The organism is Pseudoflavonifractor capillosus, assembly GCF_016899775.1.
GTDB lineage: Bacteria > Bacillota > Clostridia > Oscillospirales > Oscillospiraceae > Lawsonibacter.
In genome coordinates, this window is record NZ_JACJJE010000070.1 from 1 (window position 1) to 12,201 (window position 12,201).

Annotated in this window: 10 protein-coding genes; 9 read left to right on the forward strand and 1 reads right to left on the reverse strand. The window is 61.3% G+C overall.

Annotation, left to right across the window (positions count from 1 at the left end):
- Positions 1-2,727, forward strand: a 2,727-nt coding sequence (locus H6B31_RS14830) for an S-layer homology domain-containing protein (protein ID WP_204899209.1), incomplete at its 5' end; no start/stop codon positions are given.
- Positions 2,728-2,803: 76 nt separating this feature from the next.
- On the opposite strand, the gene H6B31_RS14835 is transcribed toward H6B31_RS14830, so the two are convergent.
- Positions 2,804-3,304 carry a hypothetical protein gene (locus tag H6B31_RS14835; protein ID WP_204899210.1) on the reverse strand — a complete coding sequence of 167 codons (501 nt, stop codon included), beginning with the start codon at positions 3,302-3,304 and terminating at the stop codon, positions 2,804-2,806.
- Positions 3,305-3,911: 607 nt separating this feature from the next.
- On the opposite strand from H6B31_RS14835, the gene aroF reads away from it, so the two are divergent.
- The 8 genes from aroF to aroQ all read left to right on the forward strand — a co-directional run bounded on the left by aroF (position 3,912) and on the right by aroQ (position 12,089).
- On the forward strand, positions 3,912-4,928 hold the full coding sequence (gene aroF, locus H6B31_RS14840) for a 3-deoxy-7-phosphoheptulonate synthase (protein WP_204899211.1): 1,017 nt from the start codon (positions 3,912-3,914) through the stop codon (positions 4,926-4,928).
- 20 nt (positions 4,929-4,948) lie between these two features.
- Positions 4,949-5,782, forward strand: coding sequence for a prephenate dehydrogenase (locus H6B31_RS14845; RefSeq protein ID WP_204899212.1), 834 nt, complete (start codon positions 4,949-4,951; stop codon positions 5,780-5,782).
- Complete coding sequence (gene aroB, locus H6B31_RS14850; RefSeq protein WP_204899213.1) at positions 5,779-6,864, forward strand: 3-dehydroquinate synthase; 1,086 nt, start codon at positions 5,779-5,781, stop codon at positions 6,862-6,864. The genes H6B31_RS14845 and aroB overlap by 4 nt, the downstream gene beginning before the upstream one ends.
- Before the next feature lie 3 nt (positions 6,865-6,867).
- The gene (locus H6B31_RS14855) at positions 6,868-8,124 is read left to right on the forward strand and encodes a 3-phosphoshikimate 1-carboxyvinyltransferase (protein ID WP_204899214.1); all 1,257 of its coding nucleotides are present in this window, start codon (positions 6,868-6,870) and stop codon (positions 8,122-8,124) included.
- Complete coding sequence (aroC, locus tag H6B31_RS14860) at positions 8,105-9,199, forward strand: chorismate synthase (protein ID WP_204899215.1); 1,095 nt, start codon at positions 8,105-8,107, stop codon at positions 9,197-9,199. The genes H6B31_RS14855 and aroC overlap by 20 nt, the downstream gene beginning before the upstream one ends.
- Positions 9,200-9,268: 69 nt before the next feature.
- Positions 9,269-10,420 (forward strand): prephenate dehydratase, encoded by a 1,152-nt coding sequence (pheA, locus tag H6B31_RS14865; RefSeq protein WP_204899216.1) that lies wholly within the window; start codon positions 9,269-9,271, stop codon positions 10,418-10,420.
- On the forward strand, positions 10,420-11,658 hold the full coding sequence (locus tag H6B31_RS14870; RefSeq protein WP_243419083.1) for a shikimate kinase: 1,239 nt from the start codon (positions 10,420-10,422) through the stop codon (positions 11,656-11,658). The genes pheA and H6B31_RS14870 overlap by 1 nt, the downstream gene beginning before the upstream one ends.
- Positions 11,655-12,089 carry a type II 3-dehydroquinate dehydratase gene (aroQ, locus tag H6B31_RS14875; RefSeq protein WP_204899217.1) on the forward strand — a complete coding sequence of 145 codons (435 nt, stop codon included), beginning with the start codon at positions 11,655-11,657 and terminating at the stop codon, positions 12,087-12,089. The genes H6B31_RS14870 and aroQ overlap by 4 nt, the downstream gene beginning before the upstream one ends.
- Positions 12,090-12,201 lie beyond the last annotated feature (112 nt).

Here is a 12,201-nt window from a genome sequence, read left to right on the forward strand (position 1 = left end):
CAGGCCGTGGAGATCATGGTCGGCGACGAGAACGGAGACTTCAACCCTGATCAGAACGTCACCCGCAACGAGATGGCCGTTGTCATGTCCAACCTGATGGCTTATAACGTGGCCACCTATAAGGACACAAGCCCCTTTACTGATGTGCCCAGCTGGGCTGAGCCCTATGTGGCCGCCTGCTACACCAACGGCATCACCGCTGGCACCAGCGCCACCACCTATGGAGGCGACCAGGATGTCACCACCGCACAGGCTGCTTTGATGATCATGAAGGCTCTGGGCTACTTCCAGTACGGCAGTGACTTCGGCTCTGACTGGCAGCTGTCCACCGTCCGCCAGGGCAACGCTATCGACCTGTTCGTGGGCGTGGACTCTGCGGTAACTCAGGCTATGACCCGCAACGACGTGGCTCAGCTGGTGCTGAACGCCCTGCAGGCCGGTACCGTTGAGGCCGAGACCGACGGTTCCATCTCCGTGGGCGACATCACCATTAACAGCGGTGTCACCTATAAGTTTGTCACCAGCGGCAGCGATTACGCCACCGCCATCAATGACAACGAGTCCACCTCTGCCAACAGCATCAACGGTGTGACCGCCCCTATCGTGGAGCTGGGTGAGAAGCTGTACCAGGGCGACCTGACCAAGGAAGACGGCTATGACGACTTTGGCCGTCCTGCTGCCATCTGGTCCTATGAGAACGATGAGATCGGCCGCTACGCCGAGGATGCCACCTATACCTTTACGGCCAAGGTGACCGCCGACGAGCTGTACGACTCCATCGGCCGCACTGCTGCCAACTATGAGGATTGGAATGTCACGGTAGACGGCGAGAGTGTCAACTATGACGGCGACGACCTGATTGCTGACCGCAATGACGATGACGACTGCTTCCTGAAGAACGAGGATCAGTCTCAGACCGGCAATGGTGTACTGACCCAGGTCTATGTGGACAACACGGACAAGACTGTGGATATCGCGGTCATCCACACCTATGCCGCTGAGGTGTCCCGTGTGCGGGATGAGGACGGCGAGCGCTACATCACTCTGAACGATCTGACCGGCGGTCCCGCCACTTCCAGCGACCACTTTGTGACCGATCAGTTCGAAGAGGACGACATCGTTCTGTACACTTATGCTGAGAACGACATCCAGACCGTGGCTCTGGCCGATGATCTGTCCGGCGAGGTCACCCGCGTGAAGGAGACCGATAGCTTTGTGGTGGACGGCACCACCTATAAGTACACCTTCGGCACCAACACCGGCGACATGCTGAATGCCGAGAATGTGGACAACAACGTGGTGGCCTATCTGGACGCCTACGGCTATGTGATCTACATTGACGAGTCCGCCATGACCTACGACTACGCTTTTGTTCTGGACGTGGGCAAGACCGGCAGCAAGTACAACGGCGATGACGTCTACGGTGCTACCCTGCTGCTCACCGACGGCACTGTGGTGGAGGCTGATCTGGACACCGACGCCCATGATTATGCGGACCGCGATGCTGCTGTGAAGGCACTGGAGAACTACATTGTCTCTTACACCGTGGACGACGAGATGTACACTCTGAAGGTCGTGAACGATGAGATGAGGGCCGATCAGAACAACCTGACCAGCGCTAACCTCTCCATCGAAAACGACCGCGCCAAGATGACCATCGGCGACAAGACTATCTACGGCAACAACAACACCGTGTTCCTGCTGGACGACGGCGACGACAATTACTCCGTCTACACCGGCATCAAGAATGTCCCCGACATCACCGGCGACGACAACAGCTCCGCCACCTACTACTGCGCCAACAACTCCACTGTGGCCCGCGTGGTCTACGTGCGTGACGCCGACGTGGAGGGCGAGGGCACCGTGGTATTCATCGAGGCGGACCACGACGCCGACAGAATCAAGGACACCGACGGCAACTACTATGAGCTGAACGCTGTGGTGGACGGCGAGGAGACCACCATCCGTGTGAAGACCGGCACCGACGCCGCTGAGATTCTGGTTACGAACGCCAACGAGGGCGATCCCTACATGGTCGCTTACAAGAGCCTGGTCACCAACAGCGACGGCTTGGTCACCGACGTCCGTGACTTTGACGAGGCGGATGAGGATACCTTCACCGGCACCCGCGAGTACGAGCGCAACGACGCCACTGTGGGCCTGGGATACAACAGCCCTGTGTACTACACCTACTCTGACGACGTAGTGGTGGTTTACTACGACGGTGACGACCTGCGCACTGCCAACATTACCTCTGTGGGCGACGACGAGAACGACAGCGTGATCGCCATCTTCGACGACGGCCAGATCATTGGCCTGTGCATCACCGAGAATGACGAGGATGAGAAGCCCGAGGCCACCGGTTATGAGGTTGTCAGTTTCAACAACAATCCTATGGAGCTCACTGCTGACGAAACTGGCATTACCTTGAAGTACGCCAAAGTAGTGGACAACAACGGCGAGGACTATAAGTATGGCAGCGCGACCCTGACTGCTGTGGTTGAACTCTACGATGGCGGCTGGAGTGAACTGGAGACTCTGACTGAGAAAGTGACCGCCAGCACTACCTCTGGTCAGGAACACATTCTTGCAGACTCCACTGGTGTGAAACTCGACAGTGACTTGCTGGCTGCGGGCGACCGCATCCGTGTCACTCTGACCCTGAGCAATGACAAGATGGGCGATATCACCATCTATGACGGTCAGCAGATCAGAATCGCTGAGTAATTTGATTCGCTTACCTAAGTAATCATAGCAGAGCACCCCCGAGTTACTAACTCGGGGGTGCTCTTTTACAAATCGGTCAAATTACCGCCAAATAAACATAGGTGTCATTGTTTGAGTTCGTATAGATCCGATAGTTGGAACTGTAGTAGACTGTAAATCCCTGATCGTGGACAGAGAGAATCATGTGGTCGTAACTCGCCACCGGCTGGTTTTCCAGGGCCAGTCCGCCGTAGTGCCGCCCATCCGCAACATCAGACATACCTCCGTCGGTGGTGAGTACCAGCACCGCCTTGGGCTTGAACCCCAATTGGATCAACTGGCTGGCCGCTCCATTTCCAACATAGGTACCCAAACGAATTTCTGCCCGCCCCAGCGCCAACGCCTCCACCTCTTCCAGCGCGGCAACGTCCGCCTTGACCGCCAGGGCGGAGACCTCCGCCTTTCCGCTCACCTCCTCCGACATAGCTGCCAGAGCCGCGTCGATCTTGGCGTTGTCTCCATTGAATTCCATTCGGAGTACCTGGTCCGAGGCATCCCACTGACTGAGTTGGCAGTACTCCGTTTGATTCCTTGCCATTGCAACAACCTCCCTTGATGGATGGGAAAGACCTGCCGCTGCAGACGTTCCCTTCAATGTGGGACGTTTCAGCATGAAAGTGGGACGTCAGCGTACAAATAATGGAAATTTCCCCACATTGCGCCTGTACGCCCTTTCCCAGCACATCAGACAACTTCATTTTTGTGCAGCAAAAAATATTTTGTGAAAATCTCCACGGATTCAGAATTGACATCATCCGGGTAAAGTGCTAACATAAACCTATCTTAGCTTATGAAACTCGAGGAAAGGAGCCATACTTTTATGAAGAAGTTTGCGGCGTTCTTTTATGGCTACTTTTACTTTTTTGGCTTCAGTGTTGAAAAGGTAAGAGTGTTTTTTGCTGCAAACAAACGGCTCCCCTCCGTGGCATAAGCGGAGCATAGGAAGGTCAAAGGCCTGCGGTGAACAAACACTTCACCGCAGGCCTTTTTGCTGTGCTCCCGCACAGCAGAAATTGAGATTCGCCATTTTCTCGCCCCTTCGGGGCAACCGAAAATAATGCGGAAACCTTTATGAGCCGCGACATGTTCCACGCTCCTGCGTGGACCGTTAAGGCCCGGTGAGACGGACAGAAAGGAAGTTTATTATGGTCATCATCGTGAAAGACGGTACAAAAGAAGAACGAATTCGGGATCTGATCCAGTGGATCGAGTCCCAGAACCTGCGCACCCACGTGTCCACCGGGGACTACTCCACCATCATCGGGGTGATCGGGGACACCAGCAAGCTGGACGAGGACCTGATTTCCGGCCTGGACATTGTGGAGGGGGTCAAGCGGGTGTCCGAGCCGTTCAAAAGCGCAAACCGCAAGTTCCACCCCCAGGACTCCATCATCGAGGTGGGCGAGGAGAAGCTGAAGGTGGGCCACGGCAACTTCGCCATGATCGCCGGCCCCTGCTCCGTGGAGAGCGAGGAGCAGATCATCTCCGTGGCCAAGAGCGTGAAGGCCGCCGGGGCCACCATGCTCCGGGGGGGCGCCTTCAAGCCCCGCACCTCCCCCTACGACTTCCAGGGCCTGAAGGCCGACGGCATCGAGCTGCTGCTGGAGGCCAAGCGGGAGACCGGCCTGCCCATCGTGACGGAGATCATGAACGCCAACCACCTGCCCCTGTTCGAGGATGTGGACGTGATCCAGGTGGGGGCTCGGAACATGCAGAATTTCGAGCTCTTAAAGGAGCTGGGCAAGACGAGAAAGCCCATCCTCATCAAGCGGGGCCTGGCCAACACCATCAAGGAGCTGCTGATGAGCGCCGAATATATCATGGCCAGCGGCAACGAGAACGTGATCCTCTGCGAGCGGGGCATCCGCACCTTTGAGACGGCCACCCGGAATACCCTGGATTTGTCCGCCGTGCCGGTGCTCCACGAGCTCACCCACCTGCCCGTCATCGTGGACCCCAGCCACGCCACCGGCGTGGCCCGGTACGTGAAGCCCATGGCCATGGCGGCGGCGGCCTGCGGGGCGGACGGCCTCATCATCGAGGTCCACAACGATCCCCCCCACGCCCTGTGCGACGGGGCCCAGTCCCTGCGGCCCGAGCAGTTTGAGGACGTGGCCCGCGCGGTGCGCCGGGTGCGGGCGGCCGCGCTGGCCCAGGACTGACGGCAGAGGAGGTTTTTCCCATGAAGGTTGGAATCGCGGGCCTGGGGCTCATCGGCGGGTCCCTGGCCAAGGCCTACAATAGAAGCGGAGCCGTGGTGTACGGCTACGACGGAAACCGGGTGGTCCAGGACTTCGCCAAGCTCCAGGGGGTCCTGGAGGGGGATTTGGACGAGAATACGGTGAAGGAGTGCGACCTGCTGTTGGTGGCCCTTTACCCCCAGGTATCCATCGAGTATCTGAAAAAAATCGCCCCCTATATCCCCCAAAATACCCTGGTTATGGACTGCTGCGGCGTGAAGCGGGAGATCTGTGAGGTGGGCTTCGCCCTGGCGGATGAGTACGGCTTCACCTACGTGGGGGGCCACCCCATGGCGGGCACCCAGTACTCGGGCTACGCCAACAGCAAGGCGGACATGTTCCAGGGGGCCCCCATGGTGGTGGTCCCCCGGGAGCGGGACGACATTCTCCTGCTGGACCGGGTGAAAAAGCTGCTCACCCCCGCCGGGTTCAGCCACGTCACCGTCACCACGGCGGAGCACCACGACGAGATGATCGCCTACACTTCCCAGATGTGCCACGTGATTTCCAACGCCTATGTGAAGAGCCCCCGGGCCCAGATGCACAAGGGCTACTCCGCAGGCAGCTACATGGATCTGACGCGGGTGGCCTGGCTCAACGAGCACATGTGGACTGACCTGTTTCTGGAAAACCGGGACTTTCTGCTCCGGGAGCTGGACGAGATGATCGGCCATTTGCAGGAGTACAAAACCGCCCTGGAGCAGGGCAACGGGGACCGGCTGTGCACCCTGCTGGCGGAGGGCCGGATCTGCAAGGAGAAGGTGGACGCGGAATGAGCAAAAAAGTTTTGACGGTGGCCCTGCCGGGCCGGGAGTACGACATTGAGATCGAGCGGGGCCTGCTCTCCCGGGCGGGGGAGCGGTGCAGAGCCCTCCTCCCCAAGGCGGTGCGGCTGTATGTGATCACCGACTCCAACGTGGCGCCCCTGTACGGGGACCGGGTGGCGGACAGCCTCACCGGCGCCGGGTTTCAGGTGAAAATAAAGGTGGTCCCCGCCGGGGAGGCCTCCAAAAATGCAGACCAATTGATCGAGCTGTGGGAGGATATGATGGCCTTCGGCCTCACCCGCACCGACGCGGTGGTGGCCCTGGGGGGCGGCGTGGTGGGGGACCTGGCGGGCTTCGCCGCCGCCTCCATCCTCCGGGGGGTGGACTTCATTCAGATTCCCACCACCCTCCTGGCCCAGGTGGACTCCTCCGTGGGGGGAAAAGTGGCCATCGACCTGAAGGCGGGAAAAAACCTGGCCGGGGCCTTCTGGCAGCCCCGCGGGGTGCTCATCGACCCGGACTGCCTGGACACCCTGCCCGACCGCACCTTCTCCGATGGCATGGCGGAGGTCATCAAGTACGGCTGCATCCGGGACGACGACTTCTTCTGGATGCTGGACCGGTGCGGAAGCCGGGCGGGGGTGATGGAGCACATGGAGCAGGTCATCTACACCTGCTGCGACTTGAAGCGGCAGGTGGTCCTCCAGGACGAACGGGACACCGGTCTGCGCATGACCCTGAACTTCGGCCACACCATCGGCCACGCCTTCGAGCTGGCCGGACACTACGAGACCTGGACCCACGGCCAGGGGGTGGCCGCCGGTATGAACTGGGCGGCCCAGCTGGGGGTGGCCCTGGGGGTCACGCCCCCCGAGGTGGTGGGACAGATCCAAACCACCGTGGAGAAATTCGGCCTGCCCATTGACATCCCCTGCCCCTGGGAGACCATGGTGGAGGCGGTGGGCCTGGACAAGAAGCGCTCCGGGGACTCTATCACCCTGATCCTCCTCACCCGGCTGGGCCAGGCGGTGCCCCGCCGGATGAAGAAGGACGAGCTCCTGGCTCTGCTGGAGCCTATGTGTGGGAGATAAGCCATGGATGTGACGATCATTCCAAGCAGGCTCCGGGGGACTGTCACCCCGCCGTCCAGCAAATCGGTGGCCCACCGGGCGTTAATTGCTGCCGCCCTCAGCGGCGGGTTCAGCATCATCTCCAACCTGGGGGACTCCAAGGACATCCAGGCGACTCGGCGGTGTCTCTCAAATCTGAGCACCTGGATCGAAGACCTGAGCCCAGATAAAGTCCGGGTCCACGGGATCGGTCACTCCCTCGTCCAGGCGGGACCTTTCCCGATGCTGGACTGCGGTGAGTCCGGGTCCACCCTGCGCTTTCTTATCCCCGTGGCTCTGCTTGTCCAGGGGGAGGCTCAGTTCACCGGCCGGGGGCGGCTGATGGAGCGGCCCCTGAAGCCCTATGAGGATCTGTTTCGGGAGAAGGGCCTTACCTGGAAGCTGGAGGACAGCGTTCTCACTTTGGACGGCGGCCGGGGCTACGACACCCTGGCTCTGGACCCGGGGGAGTACCGCCTCCCCGGGAATGTGTCCAGCCAGTTCATCACCGGCCTGCTGTTTGTGCTGCCCCTGCTGGACGGGGACAGCGACCTGGTGCTCACCAGTCCCCTGGAGTCAAGGGGCTATGTGGACCTGACCCTGGATGTGCTCCGCACCTTCGGCATCCGAGTGGAGGAAAGGGCGGACGCCTTCCATGTCCCCGGCAATCAGTGCTATGAGAGCCGGAACTTTACCGTGGAGGCCGACTGGTCCCAGGCCGCCTTCTGGTACGCCGCCAACTTTGCGGGGGGACAGGTGGACATTCAGGGCTTGAACATGGACTCCAAGCAGGGGGACAAGGTCATCGCCCTCCAGTACTGGAAGCTGGCCAAGCCCGGGGAGGCGGAGCTGGACGTGTCCCAGTGCCCCGACCTGGTGCCCCCTCTGGCGGCCATGGCCGCCGTGCGGGCGGGGACCACCCATTTCACCCACGCCGCCCGTCTCAGGATGAAGGAGAGCGACCGGCTCTCCACTGTGGCTGCCGCCCTGCAGGCGATGGGAGCCCAGGTGGAGGAAGGGGCGGACAGCCTAACCATCCACGGACAGGAGCGTCTGCCCGGGGGCGGGACGGTGGACTGCTGCAACGACCACCGCATCGCCATGATGGCCGCCGTGTCCGCCGCCTTCGCCCAAGAGCCCGTGAAACTGCTGGGCGCGGAGTGCGTCAGAAAATCCTATCCGGAATTTTGGGATCATTTTATACAGTTGGGAGGGGAAGTTCGTGGCCTCGTACTTCGGTAAGCATATCCACGTGTTGGTGTTCGGCCAGTCCCACGCCCCGGCCATTGGGGTGACGGTGGACGGCCTGCCAGCCGGGGAGGCGGTGGACCTGGAGGAGCTCCAGCGCTTCCTCCAGCGCCGGGCCCCCGGCCGGGACGCCACCTCCACCCCCCGGAAGGAGGGGGATGTGCCCCAAATTTTGTGCGGACTGGTGGACGGAGTCACCTGCGGAGCCCCGCTGGCCGCCGTCATCGAGAATACCAACACCCGCTCCAAAGACTACGACGAGCTGCGGGACAAGCCCCGCCCCGCCCATGCCGACTTCACCGCCCAGGTGAAGTACGGCGGCCACCAGGATGTGCGGGGGGGCGGCCACTTCTCCGGCCGGCTCACCGCCCCCCTGTGCATCGCCGGGGGCATCGCCCTCCAGATCCTGGCTCGCCAGGGCATCCGCATCGGGGCCCACATCCGCTCCATTGCCAATGTGGAGGACCGGCCCTTCCACCCCCTGGGGGAGCCCCTGGAGGTGCTGGAGCGGGTAAAGCGGGCCCCCTTCCCGGTGCTGGAGGAGCAGGCCGGGGAACACATACGCGCCGCCATCTTCCAGGCCCGGGAGGCGGGGGACTCGGTGGGCGGCGTGGTGGAGTGCATCGCCCAGGGGGTGCCGGTGGGGCTGGGAAGCCCCATGTTCCAGGGGCTGGAGAGCCAGCTCTCCGCCGCCCTGTTCGCCATCCCCGCCGTGAAGGGGGTGGAGTTCGGCTCCGGCTTTGGGGCCGCCCGCATGCGGGGCTCGGAGCATAACGACCCCTTCGTGGTGGAGAACGGAGCCATCCGCACTCAGACCAACCACGCGGGCGGCATTTTAGGGGGCATCTCCAGCGGCATGCCCATTTTGTTCCGTGCGGCCTTCAAGCCCACCCCCTCCATCGCCCAGACGCAGCACACCGTCCGTCTGTCCACCGGGACAGAGGAGAACCTGCAGATCACCGGACGCCACGACCCCTGCATCGTCCCCAGGGCGGTGCCGGTGGTGGAGGCGGTGGCCGCCCTGGTGCTGCTGGACGCCCTGCTGGACCGGAATGCCGACCAGATCTAAGAGATTATTTCCCTGCTTTTCATAACAAATCAAAATATTATTTTATAAAAATACAAGGAGGAATGCACTGTGAGCGAGGATTTAAAGGAACTGCGAGGAAAAATCGACTCCATCGACGCTCAGCTGGTGGAGCTGTTCAAACAGCGCATGGCCGTCTCCAGGGACATCGCCGCCTATAAGAAGGAGCACAGCATGCCCACCCTGGACGCGGGCCGGGAGCGGGCCCTGCTGGCCAAGGTGGGGACCCAGGCCGGGGAGGAGCTGGCCGAGTACACCGAGTCGGTGTTCCGCTCCATCCTGGCGGCGGGCCGGTCCTATCAGAACCAGTGCAGCGGGGTCAAGTCCCAGGTGTACGAGACCATCCGCAGGGCCCTGGACACCACGCCGGAGTTGTTCCCCCAGCGGGCGGTGGTGGCCTGTCAGGGCATCGAGGGGGCCTATTCCCAGATCGCCTGCGACAGCATCTTCAAGTCCCCCTCCATCCTGTACTTCAACACCTTTGAACACGTATTCAAGGCGGTGGAGACCGGCATGTGCCAGTACGGCATCCTGCCCATTGAGAACAGCACCGCTGGCTCGGTGAACGCCATCTACGACCTGATGACCCGGCACAACTTCTCCATCGTCCGCGCCGCCCGGCTGAAGGTGAGCCACAACCTGCTGGCCAAGCACGGCACCAAGCTGGAGGACATCCGGGAGGTCTTCTCCCACGAGCAGGCCATCAATCAGTGCTCCAACTACCTGGCCGGCCTGAAGGGCGTCAAGGTGACGATGGTGGCGAACACCGCCATGGCCGCCCGCATGGTGGCCCAGTCCGACCGCACCGACGTGGCCGCCCTGTCCTCACGGTTCTGCGGGGAGGAGTACGGTCTCAACCTGCTCCAGACCAACGTCCAGGACCAGGACAACAACTACACCCGCTTCATCTGCATCTCCAAAAATCCGGAGATCTACCCCGGGGCGGACCGCACCTCCCTGATGATGACCCTGCCCCACAAGCCGGGCTCTCTGTACAACGTGCTCTCCAAGTTCTACTCCCTGGGCATCAACCTTCGGAAGCTGGAGAGCCGCCCCCTCCCCGACCGGGAGTTTGAGTTCATGTTCTACTTCGACCTGGAGTGCTCCGTCTACGCCCCCGAGATGGAGCGGCTGTTCAGGGATCTGGAGGAGGAGAGCGAGCAGTTCCGCTACCTGGGCACCTACAACGAGGTCATCTGCTGATGGTCCCGGAGCATATGGAGTTCGGCCTGCTGGGGGAGCACCTGGGCCACAGCTTCTCCCCCGCCATCCACAGACAGCTGGGAAGCTATGACTACCAGCTGGTGGAGCTCCCCCCGGACCAGGTGGGCCCCTTTCTCCAGGAGGGGAACTTCCGGGGGCTGAATGTGACCATCCCATACAAAAAGACAGTGATGGCCTACTGCCGGGAGCTCTCCCCGGCGGCGGAGCGCATCGGCAGCGTCAACACCATCGTCCGGCGGCCGGACGGAACCCTGTACGGGGACAACACCGACTACGACGGCTTCCGCTATCTGCTCCAGTCGGCGGGGGCCCAGGTACGGGGGAAGAAGGTGCTGGTGCTGGGCTCCGGCGGAGCCTCCCTCACAGTGCGGGCGGTGCTGACGGACCTGGGGGCTGGGGATGTGGTCACCATCTCCCGCCGCGGCCCGGACAACTACGGCAACCTGGACCGCCACCGGGACGCGGAGTATATCGTCAATGCCACCCCGGTGGGGATGTACCCCAACACCGGAATATCTCCGGTGGATTTAGACCAGTTTCCCCGCTGCCAGGGAGTTTTTGACCTGATCTACAACCCCGCCAAGACCCAGTTTCTGCTGGACGGCCAGCGGCGTGGGATGCTGTGGGCCAACGGCCTGGGCATGCTGGTGGCCCAGGCCAGGGCGGCGGCGGAGCGCTTCCTGGATACCAAAATTCCAGAGGCGCGGGTGGCTGAAATCACCGCCGATATGGAGAAGAAAACGCACAACCTGCTGCTCATCGGCATGCCTGGCTGCGGCAAGACCACCATTGGCCGGGAGTTGGCCCGCTGCCTGAACCGTCCCCTGGAGGATGTGGACCGGCGTATTGCCGCGACGGCTGGACGCCCTATCCCGGAGATCTTCGCCCAGGAGGGTGAGAAGGGCTTCCGAATCAGAGAGCATCTGGCTCTCTGCGCGGTTTCCAAGGAATCCGGACGGGTGATCGCCTGCGGCGGCGGTATCGTCACCAGGAAAGAGAACTGGGACCCCATGCGGCAGAACTCCACCGTCATCTATCTGCGCCGGGACCTGTCTCTGCTCCCCACCAGCGGACGTCCCATGTCCCAGGCCAATCCGGTGGAGACCCTCTACTGTCAGCGCGCCCCTCTGTACGAACAGCTGGCGGACTTGACGGTGGAGAACCGCGGCACACCAGCAGAAACAGCAAATGAAATTATCAGGAGGCTTGGATTATGAAGCTGTTAGTTTTAAACGGACCAAACCTGAACTTCTTGGGCATTCGGGAGCCGGATATTTACGGCAGGCAGGACTTTGCCGCGCTGGAGGACTTTATCCGAAGCGCGGCTCGGGAATTTCAGGTAGAGGTGGAACTGTTCCAGTCCAATTATGAGGGCGCGCTGGTGGAAAAAATCCAATGGGCCTACGGAAAAATGGATGGGATCGTTATCAATCCGGCCGCCTATACCCACACCAGCGTGGCTATTTTAGACGCTTTGAAGGCGGTATCCCTCCCCGCCGTGGAGGTCCACCTGTCTGATGTGAACAGCCGCGAGCCCTTCCGGCGCATCTCCTACCCCGGAATGGCCTGTGAGCGTACCTTCTCCGGACTGGGATTCGAGGGATACCGCCAGGCAATTCAATATTTGAAAGAGACATATGGAGCATAACTGCAGTTTGTTATCACCAGCCCCGTCTACCAGCCGTCTACCAGGTCTACCGCCGGGAAGCCTTGCGCGCCAAGGGTTTCCGGCGGTTTCTTTTTGCTGTTTTTTGGGGGCG